The 26455-nt window shown below is 35.4% G+C and carries 18 protein-coding genes; 10 read left to right on the forward strand and 8 right to left on the reverse strand.

Features of this window, described 5'->3' with window-relative positions; all coding sequences use genetic code 11:
- Nucleotides 1-36: 36 nt before the first annotated feature.
- From CM19_RS04315 to CM19_RS04330, 4 genes are all read right to left on the reverse strand, one after another.
- Entirely contained in the window at nt 37-1221 is a 1185-nt protein-coding gene (locus CM19_RS04315; RefSeq protein ID WP_048099229.1) for a mandelate racemase/muconate lactonizing enzyme family protein, read from the reverse strand.
- A gap of 1004 nt (nt 1222-2225) precedes the next feature.
- On the reverse strand, nt 2226-3290 hold the full coding sequence (locus CM19_RS04320) for a MupG family TIM beta-alpha barrel fold protein (protein ID WP_048099230.1): 1065 nt from the start codon (nt 3288-3290) through the stop codon (nt 2226-2228).
- A 363-nt stretch (nt 3291-3653) separates the two neighbouring features.
- A complete protein-coding gene (locus tag CM19_RS04325) occupies nt 3654-6536 on the reverse strand; it encodes an alpha-mannosidase (protein WP_048099231.1) in 2883 nt (960 codons plus the stop codon).
- Between the two features lie 17 nt (nt 6537-6553).
- On the reverse strand, nt 6554-7678 hold the full coding sequence (locus CM19_RS04330; RefSeq protein ID WP_150111380.1) for a hypothetical protein: 1125 nt from the start codon (nt 7676-7678) through the stop codon (nt 6554-6556).
- Nucleotides 7679-7723: 45 nt separating this feature from the next.
- Here CM19_RS04330 and nagA point away from each other — a divergent pair, with 45 nt between their 5' ends.
- A complete protein-coding gene (gene nagA / locus CM19_RS04335; protein WP_048099233.1) occupies nt 7724-8833 on the forward strand; it encodes an N-acetylglucosamine-6-phosphate deacetylase in 1110 nt (369 codons plus the stop codon).
- 209 nt (nt 8834-9042) lie between these two features.
- Here nagA and CM19_RS04340 read toward each other — a convergent pair whose 3' ends face one another.
- Nucleotides 9043-9723 carry a hypothetical protein gene (locus CM19_RS04340; RefSeq protein WP_048099234.1) on the reverse strand — a complete coding sequence of 227 codons (681 nt, stop codon included), beginning with the start codon at nt 9721-9723 and terminating at the stop codon, nt 9043-9045.
- 298 nt (nt 9724-10021) lie between these two features.
- Between CM19_RS04340 and glmS the strand changes: the two genes are divergently transcribed.
- On the forward strand, nt 10022-11767 hold the full coding sequence (gene glmS / locus CM19_RS04345; RefSeq protein WP_048099235.1) for a glutamine--fructose-6-phosphate transaminase (isomerizing): 1746 nt from the start codon (nt 10022-10024) through the stop codon (nt 11765-11767).
- Nucleotides 11768-11803: 36 nt separating this feature from the next.
- Nucleotides 11804-14167 (forward strand): GH116 family glycosyl hydrolase, encoded by a 2364-nt coding sequence (locus CM19_RS04350; RefSeq protein WP_048099236.1) that lies wholly within the window; start codon nt 11804-11806, stop codon nt 14165-14167.
- Between the two features lie 245 nt (nt 14168-14412).
- Here the strand turns inward: CM19_RS04350 and CM19_RS04355 are convergent, their stop codons facing one another.
- The 3 genes from CM19_RS04355 to CM19_RS04365 are packed head-to-tail and all read right to left on the reverse strand — an operon-like array spanning nt 14413 to nt 17277.
- Nucleotides 14413-15351, reverse strand: a complete 939-nt coding sequence (locus tag CM19_RS04355; protein ID WP_048099237.1) for an ABC transporter ATP-binding protein — start codon at nt 15349-15351, stop codon at nt 14413-14415.
- Entirely contained in the window at nt 15332-16285 is a 954-nt protein-coding gene (locus CM19_RS04360; protein WP_048099238.1) for an ABC transporter ATP-binding protein, read from the reverse strand. Before CM19_RS04360 ends, CM19_RS04355 begins: the two co-directional genes overlap by 20 nt.
- Complete coding sequence (locus CM19_RS04365; RefSeq protein WP_048099249.1) at nt 16282-17277, reverse strand: ABC transporter permease; 996 nt, start codon at nt 17275-17277, stop codon at nt 16282-16284. Before CM19_RS04365 ends, CM19_RS04360 begins: the two co-directional genes overlap by 4 nt.
- A gap of 385 nt (nt 17278-17662) precedes the next feature.
- On the opposite strand from CM19_RS04365, the gene CM19_RS04370 reads away from it, so the two are divergent.
- The 7 genes from CM19_RS04370 to CM19_RS04400 all read left to right on the forward strand — a co-directional run bounded on the left by CM19_RS04370 (nt 17663) and on the right by CM19_RS04400 (nt 26407).
- Nucleotides 17663-19615: an ABC transporter substrate-binding protein gene (locus CM19_RS04370; protein ID WP_048099239.1), complete on the forward strand. Its 1953-nt coding sequence runs from the start codon at nt 17663-17665 to the stop codon at nt 19613-19615.
- Nucleotides 19616-20120: 505 nt separating this feature from the next.
- The gene (locus tag CM19_RS04375; RefSeq protein ID WP_048099240.1) at nt 20121-20984 is read left to right on the forward strand and encodes an ABC transporter permease; all 864 of its coding nucleotides are present in this window, start codon (nt 20121-20123) and stop codon (nt 20982-20984) included.
- The gene (locus CM19_RS04380; RefSeq protein WP_048099241.1) at nt 20984-21472 is read left to right on the forward strand and encodes a hypothetical protein; all 489 of its coding nucleotides are present in this window, start codon (nt 20984-20986) and stop codon (nt 21470-21472) included. The genes CM19_RS04375 and CM19_RS04380 overlap by 1 nt, the downstream gene beginning before the upstream one ends.
- Nucleotides 21469-21957 carry a hypothetical protein gene (locus CM19_RS04385; protein ID WP_048099242.1) on the forward strand — a complete coding sequence of 163 codons (489 nt, stop codon included), beginning with the start codon at nt 21469-21471 and terminating at the stop codon, nt 21955-21957. The genes CM19_RS04380 and CM19_RS04385 overlap by 4 nt, the downstream gene beginning before the upstream one ends.
- A 535-nt stretch (nt 21958-22492) precedes the next feature.
- A complete protein-coding gene (locus CM19_RS04390) occupies nt 22493-23779 on the forward strand; it encodes an MFS transporter (RefSeq protein ID WP_048099243.1) in 1287 nt (428 codons plus the stop codon).
- A gap of 4 nt (nt 23780-23783) precedes the next feature.
- Nucleotides 23784-25370 (forward strand): AMP-binding protein, encoded by a 1587-nt coding sequence (locus CM19_RS04395; protein WP_048099244.1) that lies wholly within the window; start codon nt 23784-23786, stop codon nt 25368-25370.
- A 638-nt stretch (nt 25371-26008) separates the two neighbouring features.
- The gene (locus tag CM19_RS04400; protein ID WP_150111367.1) at nt 26009-26407 is read left to right on the forward strand and encodes a DsrE family protein; all 399 of its coding nucleotides are present in this window, start codon (nt 26009-26011) and stop codon (nt 26405-26407) included.
- The last annotated feature ends 48 nt before the right edge of the window (nt 26408-26455 follow it).

The following is a 26455-nucleotide window of genomic DNA, read 5'->3' on the forward strand; positions in this document are numbered from 1 at the left end:
TCCAATAGCATCTCCTAGTTAATTCTCATGGAGACATTATAAACTATCCCTCCAGGTCCCCTTTACTACCCATATCGGCTCTTTTAGATTAAGATACTCCTCCCCTTTTACAACGTTTTCCTCTATTACCTTTTCGTTTATTTCTACTCCAATCCCAGGCCTCTTTGGAACTATAGCGTAACCTCCCTCCACTGGCGTACTATCCCTTATTAGATCTCTTTTCCATTGAGGAAACCAATCGTAAAATGACTCTTGGATTAGGAAGTTTGGTATAACAGCATCAAGCTGTATTGAAGCTGCGTTGAGTATGGGACCTTGGGCATTATGAAAAGCCATATCTACATCAAAAGCCTCTGCAATTCCACTGATCTTTTTCGCCTCAGTTATTCCTCCAATTCTATATAGATCTGCTTGAAGGAAGTCAACTAAACCCTCATTCATAAATAGAACTGCATAGGCCTTATTTATTATCCTTTCCCCTAAAGCAACCTTAAGACTAGTGTTCTCCCTATATTTTTTGAGTCCTTGGATATCTTCTGGATGGACTGGCTCCTCTACGAATAGCGGATTATACTTTTCTAACATCTTTGCTATATCTATTGCCGAGGAGTAGTTGAACCTTCCATGATGTTCAATGAGTATATCTACGTCTTCTCCAACAGCTTCCCTAACCGCTTTTACTCTTTTCTCAGCTATGTCTATCCCTTCCTTTGATATATAGTTAAAGTTCGCCCCGAACGGGTCAAACTTTAACGCCTTGTATCCTTTGCTTACAACTTCTCTTGCCTTTTTTGTAAAATCTTCAGGAGAAACACAATCCGAATACCAACCATTGGCGTAAATCTTTACTTTTTCTCTAGTTACTCCTCCTAAAAGTCTATGGACTGGCTCTCCTGTGTATTTTCCAATCAAGTCCCAACACGCAATATCAATAGCGCTAAAAGCAGAAGTAGATTCTAAAGATATAGAATTATTAAAATCATGTTTATACCACTCAAGTCTGTTTTTCTCCACATTAAATGGGTCTTTCCCAATAAATATTCTAGATATGCTTCTAACTGATTCTACCATAGTTTTACTCCTCAATGCGGTTACAGTTTCTCCCCATCCTACTTGCCCGTCTGACGTAGTTACCCTAACTAAGACCATTAAGGAAGCCCATTGAGCTGATGTAGTCTGTTTTCCTAAAAGAAAAGGTTCTATGCTAACTATTTTCCCCATAATCAAGGTAAGGAATATGGTATTTTAAATATATCGATATTATATGATATTATGCTAAATAATTTTCAATTTTATGTTTTTGGGAAGAAAATCTGTCTTTACCTACCTACTCCTAATAACATTATAAAATAATTTAACGAATTTATCATGGTAGCTACCTCAGTCCAATAGACCAGACAAAGGTAGTTCGGTTAGAAGAATTTCTTACCAATTTGAACCTGGTTAATCCAGACGCAAATTTGGGCAATAGGCTAGACTAGAAAATTTTTGGTAAGTTTGTTAATAACTAAATAAAGGTAAGATGTAAGTTCTATCCTGCAATGGATCATATTAGCGTAAACTATGTAATTATTAAAAATTACCTTAAGATAAAACTATATTCATATAATTAGTAATTTTACGAATTTAACACAACTTTATGGTCTGCTTCAAAATTTTCCCAATGTCTATATAGACTATAGTTGACCGGAATATGTCTCCTAGATCTTGCATACTATAAATTATTTCAGTAAACTTAAAATAAATGAAATATATAGATTTATGCTTAAAGATTAAATGATAAATAATCTAATCGTCTGGCTAGAATTAAGCGTATCTATGTTAGAGTAAACGAGATTGATATTCGTTCGAAAACAGCTTAGTTATAGCGTTTAGTTTTTACGCCTTTCCTTTCAGTGTTGCCTCCATTTATGGGTAAATTAGACATTTTGAAAAGAAGGAATAATTTTTCCTTCCGGGGAGTTTTTAGGTTTTACGGATTTACTATCATGTCCATGAAACCCTTGGGCTTCACCACGTTCTGAGCTCATCATTACGTTCATCCCCTTTGTGAGGTAATCCCACCCACTAGGGTGTGAGGAACCCGCACATCCTTAGTCCCTTACCCTTTTACAATCCCTTCTTCGGGTCTACATACCCTCATGTGGGACAAATTAATATTTTCTTTAGAATATATATGCATTTTAAAGAGGGAAAAATCATGAAATATGTAAAAATGTCATGATTTAAGTGAAACGACTTTCAATGGCTTCTAGAAGGATTTTATCATGATCCTCAACTAAATCTACTATCTGCATATCTTCCTCCAATACTTCACCTATAATGGTAAATGTTGGATCTGCTGGGGAATCCTTGGTCCATATCCAAACTTCAATATAATCAGGTCTATTTGTCATTATAGAGACCGATCCCTTGAATTTTCTTACTACGCACCTAGGCGTAACTTTATTCTCTATATAGTCTCCTGCGCTGACAGCAAATTCTCTTTTTCTAGAGTATAATACGTGGTTAAATGCTTTCCTTTCCTCATCACTGATGTTATAAGGAATAACCCTTATTTTTATATAATCTCTAGAAGCAACCTCCCCTTCCTTTTTTAGATCTTGACTATCCTCCAAAGGATCTCCGATTATTACTCTATCTATTTTACCGGTTGCAAATAGGATCTCTTCAGCTTGCCATGGACTATATTTTCTTAAGGATTCGACTGTATTTCTCAGCTTTTCCCTATTAGATCCCACAAATATTCCAACTGGAATTCCAAATCTCTTAAATGGAGATGACTTTCTTATTACTTCCTCTAAAGATATTCCAGTATAAAGAGGCGGATAGAAATCGTGGCTAGCCTTTACATTCTCAAAATCAGTTAGTTTGGATAATTTCTCTAAATCACCCTCAGAAAATATTGACGCATTCAGCTCAACGTAAAGGTTTAGTCTCCTTGCATTTCTTATGATCTTAGCCATTTCTTCAACATTAAATCCGTAGTCTAATCTTATCCCCTTTACCCCAGTTTTCAGATAAGGTTCTAGATTGTCAGGGGATGCATTAAAAAACTTCATAAATTCTGGATTAATATCAGTAAAGACATAATATCCTAAATTTTCTGCATATATTGAAAAGTCCCTTATTTCCTTTAACTCTTTGTCTACATTCTTCTCCTTTAGAATGAAACCTATTCCCATAAATATTTCTGAAAAACCAAAAACTTTTGCCTCACTTATATAATCACGATATTTAGGTCTATTTTCCTTTATTCCAAAATACACTCCTAAACCTACAGATCTCATTAAAGTTATTTTCCTTATAGCTATTAATAACGTTTGTCCATAAATGTAGCGTAAAAACTAATTATATAAAACGATTGATTCTTCTCATTTTATATTTTGTTTGGTATGTGTTTAAATGTAATCACAAGGAGAAAAAGCGGATATAGTTGATCAAGTTAAAGTTAGAAAAGGAGATTTTTAGATTATAAACTTCAATAGGATTTTAATTAAATATATGTAAAATTTATATTGTATATTAACACAGGGTCATCTATTAACTTATTTCATAGATATTTTTAAAAATTTATCTATTTTCTTATTTATAGTGAAAACAAAAAAATATCAATAATTTTACCTATTATAATCAACTCCTTAAAGTGTTATTCATGGTCTTACCAAGAGGTTTACTACCTCAAAATTTTTGAAGGGGATTAAAATCTCTTGATTAGCCTTTAATTCCCTGATCCTTTCAGTTTCAGTGAAATCTGTTAGGAAAGACTCCTCAGGTTTGAACCAAATCCTAATCCTATCTATACCCCTAACGTTTTCTGGTTCGTATAACCTTAGCAATATACCACCGTCTTCAGCCCATTTCATTGATTCAAGGATAAGTTTTGTTTGTACGAAGGATTTACTACCTCCTTTTCCTCTTACAACTATAATCGGAGTTATTGCTTCATACCCTAGTCTGTAAACCTTAGCTTCTCTCCAATTTCCTTCATGGGGAACAATTATCAGTTTAGCTTCAACCTCCTCATTATCAGTATAAGGATCAGGATATATGGGCGTTCTGCTAATTGATACTCCAACTTCTGTCCCCTTTATAGAGACACCGTGCTTAAAGTCCGAAACTATAGCAACCCCGTAATTTCCCTCATCCATATCTACCCATCTTAACATAGGTACTTCCCACCTTGCCTTATCCCAAGAAGTGTTTTGATGAGTAGACCTTTCAACGCATCCTCCAGGTATCTCAAATGTTGCCTTATCCGTATTAAGATCAAAGCTGTTCCATATCTTAACTAAAAGTTCCCTATCTCTCATCTTTGGGACAAATCTTAACTCAACCTTTTTTAAATCTGCATAGAGAATTATTCTTTCTCTAACTTGTGAATTTCTAAATTTCCATACGATCTCGATCGTGGCTCTTATAGGTCCTTTCTCCAAGATATTTATTTTTTCAATTTTAGGAATAAATGTAGTATATTCGAAATCTTGCTCAATATTCCATGCGTCAGCCCAACCTGGAACATTTTCATAGAAAATTAATTTATTTCCCCATTGCTTTAACACTTCTCGATTTTTCTCCTTATCGAATAAAGAGGTAAACTCACCAGTACTTCTGTTGATTTCGACCCTTATTTTTTCTCCTTCCATGATTATCTTATCATTTTCCTCCTTTACTTCTACCTTTCCTTCAGTATTAACCACTTCTCCAAATCCTACTGATGGAACCTTTACTTTAATTATTGATTTCCCGCCGTTTTGCTGTTCTTCAGAGTTATCAATCTCAACGTAATCCTCTCTCTCCCAGCTCAGAGAATTAAATGCCATTATCTTGTCCCCACTTCCCGCTATTTTCTTTATCATTTCTATAGAAATATTCTTAGCCTTATCAATTATTTTCTCAAGCTCGGGATAAACTACGTCATAAACATCCTTTATTGCGGAACCTGGAAGCACATCATGAAATTGATCTTTTAGTAGGACTTTCCAAAATTGAGAGAAGTCCTTCCTCTCTCCAAGAATTATCGACCATATCTCGGCTTCTCTTAACCACGTCTCTGCGTAAGCATTTAGGAACTTCATCTTTGAATGAGAAGTGAATACACCTTGGTGATCCTCTAAGTATAACTCTCCTCTCCACCTCTCTGTTGGGTAAAATTCCGGAATCCCAAAGTTAACTTTAGGTAGAATAGGGCTTTCTTCTACAGCTCTAGATCTGATTAGCATCTCCTCAGTTGGTCCTCCACCTCCATCTCCATGACCATAGGAGTAAAGCATTGGATTTCCCTTATCCTTCCAATTGTTCCACTGCTCCAATAAACTGGGAACGTCAAAGGGCGAATTATATCCCCCTTTTCCATTTCCAAAAGCGACTGCCTTAATCTTTGTCCCATCAATTCCTTCCCAATAAAATACAGAATAAGGGAATTTGTTAACTAAGTTCCAGAATACTTTATGAGTTGCAAAGATTTCCGATCCTCCTAATTTTACGAGCTGCGGAAGAGAGGCTGGAAAACCAAAAGTGTCTGGTAACCAGTAAATCGTTGCCTTTTTACCAAATTCCCTTAAAAAGAATCTCTGGGAATAAAGGAATTGCCTGGATATTGATTCCAGAGAAATCATATTTACATCAGATTCAACCCAGCCAGATCCCAATATCCATTTCCCTTCCCTTACCTTTTCCTTTATTTTTTCAAAAACAGACGGATAATCCTCCTTTATCCACTCATAATAAAGAGCAGAGCTTTGGATAAAGACAAGGTCCTTATATTCCTCCATAAGACTTAGAACAGTAGAGAAAGTTCTAGCGACCTTTCTTCTGGTTTCGTCAAAGTTCCATAACCAAGCCGCGTCCATATGAGCATGACCAATAGCGTAAATTTCACCTCTTTTACCAAACTTCTCCCTAAGTTTAGATAAGGAGTTATGCAAGAACGTTAAGGCATTTATATATCTTAAATCATCACTAGTTTCTCTATATCCTAAATTCTCCTCTTCTGAAGGAATTGTGGTTGCAAAATCCGGTTGTATAGAATCAAATTCCTCTGCTACCTCTAACTGCTTTCTCGTGATCGAGTCAAAGTGTGAGATCCTTAGGGCTTCTTGAATTACTTTTCCAACGTCATCTTTTACTTCCTGATCTAAAGTTTGAGTGTAAAATTCCGTCAAAGTTTTTAAGTAAATCCATAATATAAACCCCTCTTTCACTATCTCAGCATAAATCGGTCTTCCAGGATTTACCTTAACCCTTTCACCAAAAGCGAGAAATGGAGAAAATTTCGCCTCTACCTTATTAGATCCTTGTCTTAGAGGAAAGTATTTATGATAACCGTCCAAAGAATAATATGGTTTTCCATTAAGTAAAATTAATGCAGAACCTCTATACTCCTTAACTACAATAATAGGAATATAATTTGGGTTAACGTTTAACTCAAGGGAAAAAGTTTCTCCATCTTTTGCCCAATTCTCCTCTTTTATATTCCTAAATATACTAGCAAGTAATAAAGATTCTCTCTTGAAAATCTCATCTACTGTATACATAGAATAGCGTTAAGGAGCTAGGTTAAATCTTTTACTGGACGGAATTTTTTATATATTAGGGCAGAAGTTAATAAGAGTGGAGCAACAATTACGATAAGTTCTGTAGGTTCAAGAGAACTTGCAGCAACATACGTAATCATTGAGAATGTTATTCTACTTGAGTTTAGAAAGATTTGCCTGTTCACTAAATACTCCATAAGTCTCATACCGTTCATCAGGTCCCATACATCTACATCAATTAACGGATAGATTAGAGGGGACAACATGGAATAAGAAAACAAATATAGCAAAGCAGTGCGAAAGTCAAAGAACATCATAATTGACGAAAACAATATAAAAACCGATGCTATAAAGTATATTCTTGTTGGATATAATTTAGCTAATTTTCCACGTAGATAGACAGAAATTAAGGATATTGTTGATAGGAAGTAGTTGACTATACTGAAGTCCTCATAATTTTTAAACAGAGAAAATAAAATTATTGGATTTACATATCCAGCTATATAATTAAATCCAGCTACTAAAGTAAGAGATATAAGCATCCTGCCGTAAGCACTGTCCTGAATATGCTTTCTTAGTGAGTTTTTAAGATCGAAGTTTGTAGAAGGGAGATGAGCTGACTCCACTAACACAAGAGTCAGAAGTAGAATCGATGTAGATAAGATAAAAAGAATTACATAACCGGAATTACCTAAAAAAGTTAGGATAGATCCCACTATTGCAGGACCAGCTAATGTGGTTATAGCGCCTAGATATGCACTACGATTAAAGAACTGTAGTTTTTTATTCGTTCTATAATAAAAAATAATGTCCCAACCAGACCAATAAAGTCCTTGTGCAAATCCGTAAAGTGTACCAAGGTAAGGGATGAAGAGAAAAGTTCTGTGTCCTAGATATATGAGTATAAAGTAGAATAGAATTGTCGTGGCTATTCCGAGCCTATAATACGTAAGTGCATCTTTCACCTTTGATGAGAGAAATCCGACCATAATATACGTGAAAAAGATCGAAATGGAATTAAAAAGCAGAAATAATAACGAAGAATAAAGAGATGAATTAACATAGAGGTACAGACCTAAAACAGATGAGGAAAGACTCATCCCAAAACCATATACCCAAGACGATAGTAGAAGACTACGCAACTTTGAACTATCTGTTTTTTTATTTTCCCAGCTTTAAGTCTATCTATGAAAATCACGGGTTGTCGAATAGTTACTCCAAGTGGAGAAATTGAAAGGGGTACTTTACTTATAGAAAAAGGGATAATAAAAGACGTTTATCCTTGGATTGAAGATGGAGAAAGACTTGATGGTATGATCGTAGTTCCGAGTTTTGTAGATTTACATACTCATGGAATATCGGGCTACGATTTTATGAAAGAAGATGTAGAAGGGCAACTGCAGGGTATGTCAAAAGAGTATATGAAACATGGTGTTACACATTTTCTTCCGACAACCGTTTCATCCCCGCTAACTCATATGATAAGAGTGTTGAGAGATTTTGTTGAAGTCGAAGGATCTGTTCCTGTTGGAGTTCACTTTGAAGGTCCATACATAAATAAAGCCATGAAAGGTGCACAAAATCCGTCTTATATTCGTGATGCTAATTTGAGAGAAATTAAAGAAATTATATCTATGAATTTTAAAAAATTTTTAACCATTACCTTAGCTCCGGAAGTAGGAAATAACTTTGAGGTTATACCAGAATTGGTTGAAAAAGGAATTAGGGTATCCCTAGGCCATACAAATGCTGATTTCGACACTGCTGTAAAAGCAATAAATGCTGGGGCAGACAGAATTACACACCTCTTTAACGCGATGAGACCTTTCCACCATAGAGATCCCGGAATTATTTTAGCTGCTCTACAGAGCGACATTTTAACTGAAGTAATTGCAGATGGAATACACGTAAATCCTGAAGTAATCAGGTTTGTGGTAAAAGTCAAGGGTTCATCTAAGGTAGTAGTAGTTACTGATTCTATTTCAGCAACAGACCTAAAAGATGGGGAGTATGAACTAGGTGGACTCAAGGTCAATGTTAAAGGAGGAATAGCTAAAACAGAAGATGGAAAACTAGCTGGAAGTACCATAACAATGGAAAAGGAATTCTCTAATTTAATAAGATGGGGAATTCCCTTAAAGGATGCTGTACTTATGACCTCGACTAATGCATCTAGATACATGGGGCTGAATACTGGAGAGATTTCCAAAGGAAAAGAAGCGAATCTTGTTGTCTTAGACGAAAAAATGAACTTAAAAAGAGTCTATCTGAAAGGTGAAATTATATACGAAAACTAATTTATTTTTAGAATTTTAAAAACGATTAATCTGTTATTTGTTATCTTCACTAAAATTATATATTCATCGTTATAGGATTATAGGAGTTATTTTAAAACTTCTGACTCTATATTCGTAGAATACAATTAGCAAATGTACATATATCATCCAAAATATGATTATACTTAAAAAGATCAAAATACTCTAAAGAAATTTTTTCTTAAAAATTCTCACTTTACTATTATAGCTACTCTATACGCTAAAGCTGCAGATATAGCACCTATTACCGAGTCGCCAATCAAATATGTTGTAAACAGGAAAAGTATTCTAAGATAGTCCGGAACGAAACCAAACACAAAAGGAGCTATAAATCCATAGGTGAAAAATGGATGAACAAATGAAAATGCCAAACCAAGAGCTACACCTTCAATTATCCCTATATATGATAATTTACTTCCAATATTAAATATTTTTCCTTTAGTTAGAAAAATTAGAATATCTGCCATTAATCCATAAGTCAACACATCCTCAATTAACCATAATGGCTCTCCCGTAAATGAGAAGTGAATTATATCCCCAACTATATCGAAAACTGCCATTGTAAGCATACCGGCTCCGACTTTCCGAATGATCCCTATAACTATAAAAAAGGTTAATATTCTGAACCATATTGGGGGATTTATAACAGGATATAATGGTGAAGGTAAAAATATGGCATCTCCAACTAAATGATCGGCAACGGCTACTAGACTCCCTCCTATACCGGCGAATACATAATCCAATGTGTTCATCTTATCTTTCTTCTTAAACAGAATATATCCGGCAATTATTGCGGCTATTATAAAATATGTGACGACAATTTCCCACGGTGTCATGCCAGGTTTTAAGGTATATGAAGAATAATGGGACATAATAAATATGACCTAATAGAAATATTTAAAACTTACCATATATATCAACTTGAATCTTTATATTTCTCTATTTTGTGGAACAAATCTAAAGCTTTAAGATGACTAATGTTGCGTTTAGAATCTTTTATTCCCTGAACTATTTCACTAAAGACAAAAATAGCGAGTATATAAGAACCTCATTTCACAAAACATATTTAGCAAGACATTACAACTGAAAGCCTCGCTCTTTAGAGCGGGGAGGAGGTCAGATAGTGAAGAAGCATGTCTCCTTAAATTCTCCTAACATGAACATTATATCATGGGAGGGATATTCGGTTTTGTGTGTAGAAATGAAGAGCCGATTTCCAAACTTAAGGAAGGCCTAAGAAGGCTTGTTTATAGGGGATATGATGGTGTTGGTTATTCATTTTTTAATGGAGAACTTAAGGTAAGAAAATCTCCTCTCCAGGTAGACAAGGCTGATATATTTTCTGGAAGCGCTAAGGTAGCAATAGGACATACAAGATACGCAAGTAGAGGATGGCCAACGATGGAAAATACTCATCCAATACTTGACTGTAAAGGAAAGATAGCAGTTGTAATGGATGGTATAATCGAAGACTACGAGAAGCTAAGAGACGAACTAAAGGCCAGAGGACATAATTTTGTTACAACAACAGACACTGAAGTGATCCCACATTTGTTAGAGGAGATAGATCCAAAGGATATCCTAAGGATAAAAGGAATGTATTCCTTGGCCTACCTGACTGAGGAAGAGAAGGATAAAATATTCTTCATTCAAAGCGGGCAACCTCTCTATATAGGTATAGGAAAAGGAGAATGCACATTCATCTCTAGTGATATACCTTCACTATATGGTTTTTCTGAAGAAGCCCTAGAAGTTCCGGATAGCTCTTACGGTTTCGTTACCTATAATGTATTCAAGGTATTTGACAATCAAGGAAGGGAAATTAAAGATATTAAATCTAGAAAAGTCAAGTATACTCCAGAAATTGCAGAAAAAGCTGGATATCCTCACTTCATGCTTAAGGAAATATACGAAATTCCTGAGGCAATAATAAGGTCTTTTGAATCATTAATGGATAAATACTTAAGGCTTTCAGCTATGATAATTTACTCTGCAAAGCATGTTTATGTGGTAGGAAATGGAACCAGTTATCATGCTGGTCTAGTATCATCTTACTATCTTTCTGAGAACGGTATAGGAGTAAACGTAGTTAGCTCAGCTGAATTCCCCTACTTTGCATTGGATAACGTAGGTGTAGGAGATGTGGTTGTTGCGATAAGTCAAAGCGGTGAAACAGGAGATGTGGTAAGAAGCATAAAAGCAGCTAAGATGAGAGGTTCAGTTATTCTTGGAATTACCAATTCAGTAGGCTCGAGGCTAGCTCTAGAATCGAATGTATATCTTCCAATTACCGCAGGACCTGAAATGGCAGTTCCGGCTACTAAAACATTCACTTCTACTTTGATTGTTTTACTTGCTTTATCTAATTACGTTGGCATGATGTCTGGGAAGAAAGATGAGGGAGATTTTAATAGGCTAAAGATCAGTATAAAGGATCTCTCAGAGAGTTTAGAGAAAAGAATGGATGAAATATCAAGTAAAGCTAAAGAAATCGCTGAAAAAGTATATAAACATGAGGGACTTTATGTGTCCAGCTCGGGAATCAATTTTCCCATCTCTCTTGAGGGAGCCTTAAAATTCAAAGAAGCTGCTTATCTACACGCTGAGGGGATACAACTCGGAGAATTACTTCACGGCCCAATCGTATTAACTAATATGGGATATCCAACAGTTATAGTAAGACCGGCTGAAGATGCTTCAATTCCCTTGTACGAAAAAGTATTAGATAGGATTGCTAGCAAAAACAATGTCGTAACCTTAGGACCTGAGGAATCCTTTGGATCCGTTAAAACTTCCAAGGAATTATCTCCAATAGCTAACATCGTCCCTCTTCAACTTTTAGCCTATTATACTGGAGTGAAAAGAGGTACGCCAATAGATACCCCAGCTGGACTAGTTAAAGCCGTTATTACATAAAGTGAACTTTTTATTTCCCTTTAAGTCTGTCTAATCATGAAATATGAGTTTTCGTATAGCAATTCTAGTGGGGTTGCCCTAGGCGGTATAGGATCTGGAACCATAGAAATAAGACCCGATGGGCTATTCTATGATGTGAATTTTTTCACAACTGAAATAGGCATAAAGGACAGAAAGGAGTATATATTACCTGGAGACATTTTCCTAGTTACTAGAAAGGATAAGCAATTGAGAATTTTAGCCTCTACCCCTTACATTCAAGCTTCCTCTCCATATACAATGCCTTGGGTTAGACCAGTAGAGAAGATAGTATTTGAGGGTAAACCGCCGTTTGCATATCTAAAATATGATGATATAGCTTCTGCTACTTTTTTCTCTCCTATTATTCCGTTGAACCTAAAAGACTCCTCCCTTCCCTTATTTGAAGGAAAAATAGAATCAGAAGGAGAAGTGACACTCTTCATAAAACCTTCATTTAATTTTAATTTGGAAAAAGGAGAGAAATATGTAAAAATAATTTCAGATTCTCCGAAAGGGGATATTACCGTTTTTGCGGACAACGTCCTTTCTTGTGGTAGAGCCAAGGACATAAAAAAGGCCTACGTTGATATTAGATCCAAGGGATTTGCTGAAGATCAAGGAGAGGGAGAGTATGTTTTCATATCGATGGCGAAGTCTTCAAGATTTACAATGTCTTGGTTTTATCCTACTTACAAAGTCAGGGACTTTTTCTATACCAGGTACTACGCAAAGTTATTTAAAGACTCAATGGATATCGCAAGATATTATTGGGAAAATAGTGAAATAAAAGAAAAAACCAGAAAATTTTACGATATTTTTTACAATCCTAAAGGAATAGATGAATGGATAGTAGACTTAATTGGGGCACAGATCTCAACTTTGAAGAGGATAACTGTACTGTTGGAGAATGGAGACTTAGCTATTTGGGAGAGTATTTATGATCCAGACTCTGGAGGTCCAGAAGCTGGAGCTTTTAACACTACCGATGTACTATTTTACTATGCTCCTACTATATTAATTCTTTATCCAGAGCTTTTAGAAAACATATTAAAATGGACGAGAGAGTTTTCAATAAAGGAGAAAAGTAAGGAGCACATTCTTTATACCGTATCTTTTCCAGAAAACTTAATTTTACTTAAGGAAAGGATGAAGAAAGATCCATCAATTTTATCCGATATGAACAAGCTAGCGGAAGTAGTTTCTGAGATCGCTAAAAAGACAGGAAAAGATCCCGTTGGAAGAATTCCTCATCTTTTCACTGCTCCAATGAAAACCGTAGACTCCTACCATATGGTAGATAATCAAATAGATTTTATCATAATCTCGACTCTCTTGTCCGCATATACAGGAAAAGATGTTAAGAATGATGTGATTCCTGTAATTAGATCTTTTATAAGGACTCAAATAGGAGATTATGGACTTCCCTATCATACAACACCGGCTGGAATCGAACAAGAATGGGGAACTACATATAAGTTCTTTAATTCTCCAAACTTCTCTTTCTTAAATGGCTATAATTATCCTCCAATTGGATATCAAACATTTGATGTATGGTCTATGCTTGGTTACGCTTCTTATACGTCAATAATGTGGTATTCCTCGCTTTTCCTTCTGAGGAACGTTCTTAACATTGAAGAATTTAGGGATCTAGAGAATAAGGCAAAAGATTCATTGTTAAAATTATGGAATGGAAAATATTATGATCTCTGGTTTGATCCGGAAAGCGGACTTAGGGATAAAGCGTGCGCAGCTTCTCAACTAATGGGTTTCTGGTACTCTAGACTCATGGGATACAATATGGAAGAAGAAGAAATCCTCAAGGAGATCATAAAGAATAATCTGATCGAAGGAGAAGGTGTAATTAATGGTGTATACTTAGATTATCCTAGACCTTCTTTTAATGGCAGCATGAAGTACAATAATGGAACTAAATTTCCATATTCCATTGCCACTCAAATGGATACTCCATGGGAAGGTGTAGAGTTCGCTTTAGCCTCTCACTTATTATACGCGGGCATGAGAGAGGAAGCTGAGAAAGTCTTGAAGGAGATTTATGAAAGATATAAACTTGCAGGTATGTTTTGGAAACACGTGGAGTGGGGTTCCTATTACAGCAGAGGTCTTTCAGCGATTTCAGTAATCCTTGGATATGAAGGAATATCTTACAATAAGAAAGAAGGAATTCTGAAGTTAAGATCAAAATGGCCCTTTGAGTGGATTCTTCTCCTACCTTCTGCCTGGGGAGTAATAAAGTATGATACTTGTTTACAAATAAGAGTTGAAGAAGGAGAACTAGAATTAAAGACAATAGAGTTCCAAAAGGGAAAATTTGAAGTAAATAAGAAAGTGAAAAAGGGAGAGGAAATTAAGGTATGTTAATTTTTAATGGGAGGAAACCTCGTCCTTCAATATAGGAATGAGTTAGAGAATTTAATTTCCTTATAAGCTTAGAGAAGGAAAAACTAGTTGATAATTTTGAATATCGGATAAATAAATACCATTCTCTTTTATTAAGAAAAACGGAACTTTCCTCTCATAAACAAAAAACGATGTATACAATTCGATATATGGAGGGTAAAACATTTCATTTTAGAGGAACATTGTAAAAAATCTCTAATGAGTCTTCAAGAGTAGATATAACAAAAAACCCTATGAGGATTCTCAGCAACTTCTGGAAAAGAGTTAAGACAAGCGTCCCTAACAAAGGGACATCTTGGAGCAAAGGGACACCCTTTCAGAGGTAAGTCATTAGTCTCTTGATAAACCATCTTTTTCAATATCTCTTGTGAACCTACTCCCTCAAGATCCTCACTTGACTCCACCAAAAACTTTGTATAAGGATGTAAAGGATCACTTAAGATTTCAGAGAAGTTCCCTTCCTCAACTATTCTCCCTCCATATATTACTATAGACCTCATTCCTCCTAGTCTATAGTTCACATATCTAGCTAAAGCCAGATCATGAGTAATCATAATTAAATTAAGACCCCTATCGTTCTTCAGACTTGTTAATAGGTCTACTATCCCGACTCTTATTGATGCATCTAACATAGTTACTGGCTCGTCTGCGACAAGAACTCTAGGATTTGTAGAAAGCGCTCTTGCTATATTAATTCTTTGAGCCTGTCCACCCGATAGTTGATAGGGATATCTATTCTTTAGTTCAGGTTCTATTTCAACGGATTTTAGAAGGTTGTCCAGTTCTTCCTCTAACTTTTCTCCTCTAACTTTTCTCCATTTCTTTATAGAAGGTAAGATAGAATCACGAATTGTCTTGGACTGATTCAACGCACTAATAGGATCTTGATATACGTATTGCACTTCTTTTCTCAATAGCTTCATGTTCTTTCTGTAATCCTTTCCACGATAGAAGTACTTACCTTTAGTCAGTTTTTGAAGGCCTACTATCACTCTTCCAAAAGTTGTTTTCCCTGCCCCACTTTCACCCAAGACCAGAATTGATTCCCCCTCATTTATTCTGAGATTTACGTCTTTAAGCCCATACACTTTCCTTCCTTCATTTTCGAAAACTACAGTAGACTTTTCAAGCCTTATTAGCTCCATAAAGGAAACACCTCACTTTATCTCCCTCTATAGTATAGGTCTCGGGTTCATTATTTTCACATATACTCATAGCATTAGGGCATCTATAAAAGAAAGGACAGCCCTTAGAGTTTATTTTCCCCTCGGTAACTGGCTTTATTTTAGATAGATCTCCAAAAAGCTTAGGAACGGAGGAAAGAAGGGAAATAGTATATGGATGAAGAGGATTTTTTTCTATTTTTTCTCTATCGCCAAATTCCATTAACTCTCCTCCATACATTACCAACAGTTTAGTCGCTAGATATATTGCCAGATTTATCTCATGAGTAATAAAAATAATTGATGTTCGGTTCTTTTCATTTAGTTCCTTAATGATGTTTAATATGTGACGCTGTGTTGCTATATCTAAAGCTGTTACTGGCTCATCCATTATAATTAACTCTGGTTCAAATAGAAGACTTAAAGCAATGAGAACTCTCTGTTTCATTCCTCCGGAAAGTTGATGTGGGTATGATTGTAGTATACTCTTAGGAAGTCTCACCAGTTGTAAGAGCTTAACTGCTCTATCCTCTATTTCTTTTTTATCCCTTAATCCATGAGACGTTCCAGTATCAATAAAATGTTCAATTATCTTCTGAGTCGGATTTAGAGAGTTCTGGCTTGACTGTGGGACGTAACTAACTTTTACCCATAAAAAGTCATGAACAAATTTATTTTGACTTATTTCTAAAAGATTATTTCCATTTAGTAAAACTTTCCCAGAATCTATATTAGCTGGAGGTTTAATTGCTCTTACTAACGCCTTGGCCATTGTAGTCTTTCCAGATCCACTTTCGCCTATGACAGAAATTATTTCTCCTTTCTTAATATCGAAGGAAAGGTGTTTAACTGCTAAAAATTTTCCCTTCGTAGTTTTATAGCTAATTGTAAGATCTTCAACTTCAAGTAAGCTCATTCTCCCACTTTCACTCTAGGATCAAGTAAGGAATAAGTCAAGTCAGCTAATAATATTCCAACTACTACTGATGCAATTAATATAATGAAGATTCCCATTTCCAGTGGGTAATCGTTATACTGTATAGCATTGTAAAGTAGATGTCCTACTCCTGGGTAAGAAAAAATCTCCTCAACAAATATTGATCCGCCAAAAGAGAACCCTATAGTATATATTAGGCTAGTGTAAAGAGGCAATATTGCATTTCTTCCAACATACTTAGTCTCTATATTATTCGAGTTTATTCCTCTTATTTCGGCGAACGAGACGTAATCTTCTCCTAAGGTATATATAGTGTTTGCTCTCATATGTAAAACCCATCCAGCTAGATTTGCCAGGGTTAAAGTTAGTATCGGAAGGAAAGCGTGTTTAATCACACTTAAGATAAATGGAATATTAAATCCAGGAGTTACATTAATTGAAAATGCTCCTCCTGTGGGAAACCAACCTAATTCAAAACCTAAAAAGAATAACAATAGTGCCCCTGATATATATACTGGAATAGATCTTGTAACAGTAAACAATGACATAAGGGATGAATCCACTTTTGTTCCTCTCTTATATCCAATTTTCATGCCTAGTCTTATTCCTAGGAAATAACTGATGAGTATTGAAGTTGTCACGATAAATACAGTCCATGGTAAAGCCTGAGCTATAATTGTTGTTACAGGCACTTGTGAAATTATATCAATACCTAAATTACCATGAAGAACTTGCCATAAGTATTGTAAAGAATCAATTAAGGGATTCCCATGCGGCTTAAGAGTCATTAAATACTGTTCTAATTCCAATCTCAAGGTCGGCTTTCCAGCTATACTATTGGGAGGTAAAACGCTATTAATGAAATTTGCAGGGCTCTCAGGAGAGTACTCTATAAGTGCCCAGCTGATCATGATTGTAATTATTATGGTGATAATGGAAAATCCTACTCTCTTTGCTAACCATTTTAACATGTATAAAAGAAAGGGTTTAAGCTTTATAAGCATTATTTATGTTGAAAATTAACCATAACTTACATTTGCGTTCCTTATCGTAGTGCTTCAACTACTTTAAAATAACAAGATGTGCCATGCCGTATAAATGTAAACTGCATAGACTATCAAGGAAATATAGAGAGGAGCCTTTGCGATTAAGTATGAAAATCTTAATAGTCCTTTTTAAGGCAGTATCAGTTACTTTACAATTTATTCCATACGGTAACAAGACGTGAAGTCTTTTTAAATATTAACAGAAGTTAAGAATTATGATACCTTTAAATTACGTTAATTTAAACATTTTTTGAGATTTGTATTACGAGAAGATTTATTATCTACATTATCATTTTTATAATGACACAATATGATTGGTAAAAAATATCTAGGTCTATTCGTATTGATAGTTTTGGGGATTACAATAACTCCTTCTATATTTTTAGCTTCATCATCAAACGGTAACGTCTTAACTATAGGCTGGCTTACCTCAACTCCTTATCAGGGCTTATCTACATTTAATCCAAATCTCTTTGATGGAGGACTTGGTGGTGATTTTTATGGATTGGTTTACGCATACAGTGCAGTTCTAAACGTATCAGACAACGGCGTAGTTCCAGCAATAGTAACAAATTGGACATTCTCGCCGTCTAATTGGGAACAAGTATGGCAAAACCAGTCCGTAAATGTGACTATGAATTTAAGGAATAGTGGCTATGCAAATGGAGTACCAGTGACAGCTTATGATATAGCAGCCACATGTATGGTACTTGATATGTTCTCAGCCCCTCCATATCCAAACTACACTATAGTAAACAATCATACACTAGTAGAAACATGGCCTAAGGATACTTTATCACCCGCTCTTATGCCATTTACGTTACTTACAACTGTGGGGATGGGATGCGTTGCGATGATAATTCCATATCATGTATGGAAACCAATAATAAATGAAATAATGGGGAACTGGAGCGCATTACAGGCCAATAATGTAACTTTAAGAAAGCACTTCATTAGCCTTATAAGATCGTTTAAACCTGACGTCCCATTATCGAGCTATTATAACGGACCTTTCTATGTCTCACAGATAACCCCAAGCGAACTTGTTTTAGCAAAGAATCCATACTACTATGCTGCAAAGCAAATACCTTGGAATGAGGTTATAATTTATCAGTATTCAAGTCAGTCATCTCTTATTGGAGCGCTTAAGAGTGGACAAATAGATCTTCTGTATTATTCTGTTGCTAATTTACCTCCTACAGTCTTGAGCACTCTTCCTTCATACTACAAAGTTATAACAACGGAAGAACCAGGCGGACATGCTATATTCTTTAACTTTAAAAATCCTTGGTTGGCAATGCTTCCAGTTAGACAAGCAATAGCCTATGTCCTTAATAGGACAGCTATAGCTGAAGCTGGTGGAGAACCGTACTACCTACCTGTTCATATTCCTAATGGAATACCATCAAATTTCTCAGCATTTAATGAGTTTAGGACTCCTGCAGTCTCAAACCTAAATCCATATAACACTAACCAAACTAAAGCCAAAATGCTATTAGAGAGTGTAGGCTTTACAATGAAAGGAGGTCAATGGTACACTCCTAATGGTACACCTTTCACATTAAGTATTGTTACAGGTTCTCCACTTAGCGTAGATGATATGAATATGCTTCAAGTAATTGATAATGAGCTTAGCTTATTCGGAATTCCAACAACTTATACTGAGATATCTAGCCAATCTGAGATCCATACAATGTTCGAAAAAGGAACTGGATACGATATATGGTGGAATAGTTGGGGAGGATATTACCCTGGAACAATGGACTGGTTCTTAATAGCGGATTACTATTCCACATATCCTCTTAACGCAACGCAATGGAACAGACTTGTGCCCTTACCGAATGGCACTGTAGACAATATAAGTAAAATATATTCAGAGACGGAATCCCCCTCTAACACATCGCAATTAATCGGAGCTAACGATGAAATGGCCTATGCTCTCAACTATTACTTACCTGCGCTACCGCTTGTTTATGACACTTATAGGACTGTAATAAATACACATGCAATGAGTGTTCCACCATCAAATTCATGGATATGGGATGAGATATTTACCGGAATAGGCGGGACGGCTTTAACGCAAGTAGGAATATCTAATGACTATTTTGTACCAATAACTGTGACTACCACTCCCCCAATCACTCCTCCAGTAACTACTACAGTGAGTCATCCATCTACTATTAGTTCTGCAGAAATTGCTGCTATAGTTATAGTAATCATTATCATAATAATTGCTGCAGTGTTCCTGTTAAGGAGGAAGTAATAAGGTAAATATCCTTGAATCCAGAGTTCCTAAGAGGACTTTTAATAATCGGATATATTTTTTTATTTCTTTCAATTTTTTCTCTAATTTTTGACTATAATGATCCCACGCTAATTCCTATAATTCTATATTCCCTAATAATATCAATATTTTGTATAGTTTATTCTATTGTTAAACTTAAATCATTACGGAAATAATATTTCTTTTTTCCCCTTCTTAATAAGGAATTACTTAACATTATATTTCCCTTTCCATAATTCTGACGTCGTGTTTAGAAACTTAAACTTGATTTCCTGAGATTTTAAAAAGTGATATTCGACGTAAGGAGTAAATCCCTCCTTATATGGTAAAAAGAAATTATTTCTCCAACAATATATTTTTAATATTAAGTCTATTAGATAAATATATATATCAAAAAGTTATCTATTGCTATACAAAATTTTCTCTGTGCAAATAAGGTCAGAGTTTGTAAAAACCTTTTTACTTAAAGGCGCAATTAAAAAGTATGAAATTTATTGATTATCTTAAATTGATTTGGAGAAACAGGAAGGGGAGATTTGGTCTTATTGTTACCGTTTTTTTCATTCTTTTGGCTACAGTAGGACCTATTATAATTCCCGCACCTTTAGTCACATCGGTAAATCCTAAGGATATATTTCTTCCTCCACAGCTAAACAATCCCTATTACATACTTGGTACGGGTCCTATAGGGGACAGCATTCTAGGTGATATAGTAGCCGGTGCGCCTTTTCTCCTGGAAGTTGCCTTTCTAGCTGGTCTATTTTCTACCGCTATTGGACTAACAATAGGAATTTTGTCAGGATATCTAGGAGGGATAATGGATATGATATTAACATCCATAACTAATATTGTAATGACAATGCCAAGTTTAATCCTTGTTATAATACTAGCAACAATGATAAGAACTTCAAATCCGCTTATCATTTCCCTAATTCTAAGTATAAGTAGTTGGACTGGATTAGCTCTTTCCGTCAGATCACAAGTCCTTGTTTTAAGATCTTTACCCTACATTGAAGTAAACAAATTACTGGGGCTAGGTACTTGGCACACGGTATTCAGGGAGATCTTTCCTAACTTGGCATCCTACATCGCTATTCACTTTATTTTTAACGTAGAGGGGGCGGTGTACGCGGCTGTGGGTCTATATTTCCTGGGATTATTACCGATAAATCCGTATAACTGGGGAGTAATGATAAGCAACGCCCTAAACGAAGGAGCAGTGTACGGTGGATCCGCCCTATATTATCTTTTGTTTCCTTCAGTATTTGTAGTTATGTTTATGGTAGGCCTTATATTTTTAACATACGGTATAGATGAGATTTCAAATCCTAGATTAAGGAGATACTAATGAGGATCCCTTTTTATAGACTAGGAAAAATTGCAATAGATGGATATCTAATAGATAATATATCGCAACCAGAGGATAGAATATTATCAGTAAAGATAGTCGAGTCCTCTGGAAAACCTGAAATTGACCCAATACCTTGGGAAAGAGTACTAAATCTCCTTTATGAAGGATATAAATCAGTTGAGAACGGTAGAGAAGAGAACATGTTGTCGAAGAGACTAGTCATGGAAGGAATTCTTTATAATCCGGGGATAATATACCTTCAGAAAAAAAGGGAAATAAATGGAGAGATTATAAGGAGAACTTACTTAAATTTATACAGAAAGATTTTGGAAATAGCAAATGAGATCAAACCAACCATTGAAGGAGTTACTATTGATCAAGTAAATGGAAGTATATATATAAACAATAAAAGGGATGAAGCATATTCTCGTTTATTCGAAACAGATAAAAAATTTAGACAGACGTTACTTGGGATTTTGAAATGAGAAAAGTTTTAGTTCTTTCTATAATATTTATTTTAGTTGGTTTGATAGGAATAGCTTTAGGTACTATATACGTACCATTAATCTATCAACAGAGCCATTCTTTAACTATAGGAGACAAAGATGTTATATCGTATAAGCTTCCAGCCTCTTCTGGCGATGAGGTTATCGCAAAGGGTTTCACAACTAACCCTATTACGATTCTTTTAATTAGCGGGATTAAGGTAGATGGAGAGTGGGAAGTAAATGGAACTTTCTCCGTATCATCTATTGCAAAATTTAGCCATACTTATATAACTTTAGAAGGAGGTAATTTTCCTGTTAACGCCACTTTTACTGTAGTTGTTTATAATACATCATTTAGATTACCATTAATCTCCTTCTCACTATTCATTGAAATTATAGGTATAATCTTACTAGGCTATAATATAGCACTAGCTAGAAGTAAAGGATATCGTTCAAGGAAAGGGAAAAATAAACGTTTATAAGTCTATGGTTCATGTCAAAATTACAAGAAATTGTTTATCCCTAGACGAGTTTAGGAAGCGGAAGACTCAACAGAAAGGGTAAAGGTTGAATTATTGAATTTAATCTATCCATTAGGGATTCCTGCAACTATTCCCTTAAGTACCATATTGTTATAAAGGTAGTCTTACATGTTTTTGGAAGGAGATTTTTTATCCAAACCCTCTGACTCAAAACCATAGTAGTAAAAAATTAAGTTTAACAACTTTTATAATGCAGTCATGAAAATTATATTAAACAATACTATATAAAGTAAATAAGAATTATTATTAAAAGTTATATAATAAAAATATTATATTTGGAATAATTTAATCAAAAAATTAACGTTGAGTAAAATATAAAACCTTAGCAAAAACAAGAGAAAACCATCTGTACCAACTACCAAGCACCAATTTTTACTCTTTTAAATTTTTTTAAAGTGACTATCTATGTTTTATATAAGAAATTTTTTGTTATATATAGCATTTTATAAGATATAATAGTATATTATTTAACATTATGACGTCGCCAGGAAAGGACCCAAAACAGGCCCTAAAGGTTGGTATATCAGCAAATTTAGGCTGGGGGTTTGAGCTATTCGATTTTGTAGTTTACCTATATGCTTCAACAATAATAGCTCCCCTATTTTTTCCATCAAATAACTACTACGTTAGTGTATTAGAAACTCTATTAGCACTTGTGATAGGATACTTCGCTAGACCTTTTGGAGCAATATTCTTTGGTCATTTTGGAGATAGACTAGGTAGGAAAAGACAATGGTTTCTATCGCTCTTACTTATGGGTTTAGCTACAATTTTTATAGGGTTCTTACCAACTTATGCGCAGATAGGGATAACGGCTACAATTCTCTTAGTGATATTAAGGATGCTTCAAGGCTTCTTCTTAGCCGGAGAATGGGGAGGAGGAATGACATTTGTAGCAGAAGTATCGCCCGATAATAGAAGAGGTCTCTATGGAGGAATACAGCAAGGAGGAGCTGGATTGGGGTTAATATTTGCGGTAGCTGCATATACCTTAGCTAGTTTCCTAGCCCCTGGTGCAATGATGGAGACTCTTGGTTGGAGGATAATGTTCTGGTTCGGAGCTATTCCTTTAGCCATAGCATTAGCGGTAAGGTGGGGAGTAGATGAGAGTTTCGAGTGGTTACAAAAAGGTAAGCAAAAAGCCCCAAGATATCCATTCGTATTTTTAATTAAGAAATACTGGAAGTTAGTTATTGTAGCAACGTTAGTGATGTTCGGTGTAGGTGTTATATATTATGGTAGTATTGCCTACATGCCAGATTTCTTGGGACTCTTTGTTAAGGTTTCCCCTGGAGTAATAAGTACTGCAGTCCTTATAACTAATCTAATGTGGCTATTCTTCAGCCCTATAGCAGGTTATCTTAGTGATAAACTTATTACTAGGAAAGGTATGTTAGCAGTAATTTTTGGTGCTACGGCTATACTATTATATCCTATATTCTTACTACTCCACACTGGAGTTCCATCCCTCATTTACTTAGGTGGCGCAGTTCTAGGTTTATTATTTAGTGCGCAATATTCGATATTACCTGCTTGGCTGGCAGAGAACATCTCTACAGCAGTTAGGTATACTTATATATCATTCGTAATAAACTTAGGTGTAGCATTTTCATCTTTTGCACCGTTCCTAGCAACATTTTTTTCCTTAGCTTTAGGAAATGCAGTCCTAGGAACTTCAACATTGGTAATAGTATCCACTATTGTAGCATTATTATTCGTACTTATAGGACCTAGAGATAGAGTGGCACAAGCGCTGGAGTGATATCATGTTTGACATTAGGGTATTTGGAAACACTTATGAAGAGATAAAGAAAAACTTCATATGGCCAAATGACTTCGATTTCGTAAAACAAGTTAATCAAAATGAAGGGGTGGCACTTATCTTCGAGGGAAAACAATTTACATATCAGGAGTTAAGAGAAAGGAGTAATGCAATTGAAAAGTTCCTAAAAGAGATAGGGGTTAAAGGAGGAGACGTAGTTGCGGGTATGTTACCCCAATCTCCTGAACTTGTCTATTCTCTGTTAGGTACGTATAAAGCTAGCGCCATTTTTCTCTCCATGTCCACACTTTTCGGAATAGATTCGATAGCTTATAGGGTAACGCATAGTAATGCTAAAATAATATTCGCCGATGAAGATAGTCTGAAGGAGATTAAAGAGACAGGACTAAAAGTCATAACTGTGAGCAATGGAGAAGGTGCGGATTACGACTTTACGTCAATTGGAAGGGAAACCAAAAGTGAATATCATGGATCAAAGTTAGACCAACCAACACACCTCTTCTACACGTCAGGTACAACTGGTCAACCCAAGGGAGTCCTCTTACCACGAAGTTGGATATTAGGACATCTACCAGCATGGCAGATAGCGTTTGATCTAGCTCCGAGAAAAGGAGATGTTTTCATTACGCCGTCAGAGTGGGCGTGGATTGGTGGGTTAGGAGATCTATTATTACCCTCACTCTACTATGGAACTATTGTTGTAGTTTATAGCAGAAAAGGTAGGTTAAATGTAAATGACCTTATTGATACTATGGAAGAGAACAGGGTTAGTGGAGCCTTCCTCGTACCTACAGCGATTAGAATTATGAAACAGCTGGAAAGTGAAGTTAGAAAAAGGAACTTGAAAATAAGGGCTATAATGAGTGGAGGGGAAAAGGTTGATCCAGAGTTAATTTCTTGGGTTAAAAACATTATGAACGCTGATCTAAACCATATTTACGGCCAAACTGAGGTTAATTTGGTAATATGTAATTCCCCCGTTATAATGAAAGTAAAACCAGATTTTACAGGACCAGAATGTCCAGGACATAGAGTTTCTATAGTTGATGGAAAAGGAAATGAATTACCTCCGAATCAGGTAGGTGAGATAGCTGTGAAGACTCCTGATCCCTCAGCTCTTCTCGAATATTATAGAAACGAAAAAGCCACAAAAGAGAAGATAGTTAATGGGTGGATATTAACTGGAGATATGGGCTTCATGGATGAGGAGGGTTACATTAAGTTTGTAGGAAGGAAGGATGATATAATAAAGTCCTCAGCTTACAGATTAAGCCCGCTAGAAATAGAAGAAGTAATAGCTAAACACCCGGCAGTAAATCAAGTAGCTATAGTTGGAATCGAAGACCCACTAAGAGGTACTATAATTGCAGCATTTATAGTCTTAAAGGAGGGTTATGAACCTAACCAAAGGTTAGAAGACGATATAAAGAACTTCGTTAAACAGAGGTTAGCTGTATATGCCTACCCTAGGATAATCAAGTTTGTAAAAGAGTTACCGACTACCATAACAGGTAAGATTAGAAGAACGGATCTTAGGGAACAGCTTAAAAAAGAAATTCAAAAATCCTAATATCTAAAAAATTATAAAACAAATTCATTGATTCTTTTTATTAAACCTATTTACGCAGGTCCCCAGTTAAAAACAGCTCTAGGGGTATTAGCCTATCAATCTTTAACCCATATCATCATTCAAATACTTTCCTTGATCCTAAATTCTGGTCTACCCACTCACGTATGGGACTTAAATTGACCTTGTTTTTAAGGGATATATACTATTAAGAAGGGGGAGAAATCACGACATGCATAAAAACGTCATAATTTAAGTAAAACTGCTAACGGCAAGTAAATATGAATGTAAAAATATCTATCTGAGAACGTGAAGGTTTCCAACAATTCTGAGGTCTTTGACAAGACTTTCGAGGATATGTGAGGGATTTCCTCGCTAATGGATCGTGATGATAGAAACAAATCGTGATAGAGTTAAGGGATTTATAGGCAAAGCGGTAAATATCCATGGAACTTAAAGATCATTTAATTAATGCTTCTATAGCTTACCATGAAATATATTTAAAAATGTTTTACCACTCAGAATTCGAAATAGTTTCATGATTCCATCATATATAGCGATATACCTAGAGCGTAAGAATTCTGGAAAGATATTTCAGGAATCCTGAGAGATAAGGACAAATACAAAGAGTGGTAAGGTGGTTGAAAGAACAGCTAGGATTTTCCATGCCATTATTAATCCCTCATAGATATAAATTAGTGCACAATTCCTATATCATGGCAAAAATTCTCTTCCTCCTAATGGATGAAAAAAGGCTTCCTACCTCGTTAGTAATAGCAAAGAACTCTCTTAATCGGTATGAAGACGTAAAGGTAATAATTTTAGGTGAAGCGCTTAAGGCACTTAAATCTCTAGATGAAGAAGGGTTGGCTGCCTTAGAAGAATTACAGAAACGGGGAGCAATAGATTCAGCATGCTTCTATTCAGCTGAAAAGGAGGGAATCAAGGATGATGTATTGGACATGGGTATAACGTTAGCTCCTATAGGCGAAAGGATGGCAAAATATATTAACCAAGGATATGTTCCATTAACGTTTTAAGATATCTTCAATGACCTTATGTGCGCTATTTCTTCCTGGAACCCCCGT

Source organism: Candidatus Acidianus copahuensis (assembly GCF_000632495.1).
Classification (GTDB): Archaea; Thermoproteota; Thermoprotei_A; order Sulfolobales; family Sulfolobaceae; genus Acidianus; species Acidianus copahuensis.

Excerpts from the sequence above, each read along its gene's own strand:
- CM19_RS04370 (WP_048099239.1), top strand. The coding sequence starts at position 17,663 with ATGATTGGTAAAAAATATCTAGGTCTATTCGTATTGATAGTTTTGGGG.
- CM19_RS04360 (WP_048099238.1), bottom strand. The coding sequence starts at position 16,285 with ATGAGCTTACTTGAAGTTGAAGATCTTACAATTAGCTATAAAACTACG.
- CM19_RS04380 (WP_048099241.1), top strand. The coding sequence starts at position 20,984 with ATGAGGATCCCTTTTTATAGACTAGGAAAAATTGCAATAGATGGATAT.
- CM19_RS04340 (WP_048099234.1), bottom strand. The coding sequence starts at position 9,723 with ATGTCCCATTATTCTTCATATACCTTAAAACCTGGCATGACACCGTGG.
- CM19_RS04325 (WP_048099231.1), bottom strand. The coding sequence starts at position 6,536 with ATGTATACAGTAGATGAGATTTTCAAGAGAGAATCTTTATTACTTGCT.
- CM19_RS04320 (WP_048099230.1), bottom strand. The coding sequence starts at position 3,290 with ATGAGATCTGTAGGTTTAGGAGTGTATTTTGGAATAAAGGAAAATAGA.
- CM19_RS04350 (WP_048099236.1), top strand. The coding sequence starts at position 11,804 with ATGAAATATGAGTTTTCGTATAGCAATTCTAGTGGGGTTGCCCTAGGC.
- CM19_RS04390 (WP_048099243.1), top strand. The coding sequence starts at position 22,493 with ATGACGTCGCCAGGAAAGGACCCAAAACAGGCCCTAAAGGTTGGTATA.
- CM19_RS04315 (WP_048099229.1), bottom strand. The coding sequence starts at position 1,221 with ATGGGGAAAATAGTTAGCATAGAACCTTTTCTTTTAGGAAAACAGACT.
- CM19_RS04355 (WP_048099237.1), bottom strand. The coding sequence starts at position 15,351 with ATGGAGCTAATAAGGCTTGAAAAGTCTACTGTAGTTTTCGAAAATGAA.
- CM19_RS04365 (WP_048099249.1), bottom strand. The coding sequence starts at position 17,277 with ATGTTAAAATGGTTAGCAAAGAGAGTAGGATTTTCCATTATCACCATA.
- glmS (WP_048099235.1), top strand. The coding sequence starts at position 10,022 with ATGGGAGGGATATTCGGTTTTGTGTGTAGAAATGAAGAGCCGATTTCC.
- CM19_RS04375 (WP_048099240.1), top strand. The coding sequence starts at position 20,121 with ATGAAATTTATTGATTATCTTAAATTGATTTGGAGAAACAGGAAGGGG.
- CM19_RS04395 (WP_048099244.1), top strand. The coding sequence starts at position 23,784 with ATGTTTGACATTAGGGTATTTGGAAACACTTATGAAGAGATAAAGAAA.
- CM19_RS04385 (WP_048099242.1), top strand. The coding sequence starts at position 21,469 with ATGAGAAAAGTTTTAGTTCTTTCTATAATATTTATTTTAGTTGGTTTG.
- nagA (WP_048099233.1), top strand. The coding sequence starts at position 7,724 with ATGAAAATCACGGGTTGTCGAATAGTTACTCCAAGTGGAGAAATTGAA.